This window comes from Gluconobacter sp. P1D12_c, from assembly GCF_018812105.1.
Lineage (GTDB): Bacteria > Pseudomonadota > Alphaproteobacteria > Acetobacterales > Acetobacteraceae > Gluconobacter > Gluconobacter oxydans_A.
This window is the reverse complement of record NZ_JACSIQ010000528.1, coordinates 1-430: the sequence shown is the minus strand read 5'-3', so window position 1 is coordinate 430 and position 430 is coordinate 1. Positions and strand designations below refer to the sequence as shown.

At 48.4% G+C, this 430-nt stretch carries 1 protein-coding gene; it reads right to left on the bottom strand.

Translation table 11 applies throughout. From position 1 onward, the window contains the following. Positions 1–430: plasmid recombination protein (locus KP705_RS17995; RefSeq protein WP_215765280.1), on the bottom strand; the 430-nt coding region annotated here is incomplete at both ends.

Here is a 430-nt window from a genome sequence, read left to right as displayed (position 1 = left end):
GACCAATACGAGTTAAGCCAGAAGGCTTCCCGACCTTATCCCAATAACTGTCCTGCCAATCTCTAAACGATTGCTTATAGGCTTCATTTTGTTCCTTTGGAGATAACCCATCCGCCTTGGCCTTCTGCTTTGCACTATCCCCAGGATGTAAGCTGATCGCCTTCAAATCATCAGGAACGATGATAGCATGAAGATGAGGAAAACCCTCATCATCATGCCTGATGACTGTCTTCAACTGGTCCCCATACGTGTCCTGCAACCACTTGACCGACCGAGCTTGCCAACGCTTACAATCGGCATCCATCTCACCTGGCCAAGACAGAACAATGCACGCCATAGTATTTTGAGTGCTTCTGATTTTCCTGCTCTTGCCATTCTTCTGAACATCAACAGCACCATCGCAAGCCTGCTCATGCTCACGCTCAAGAGC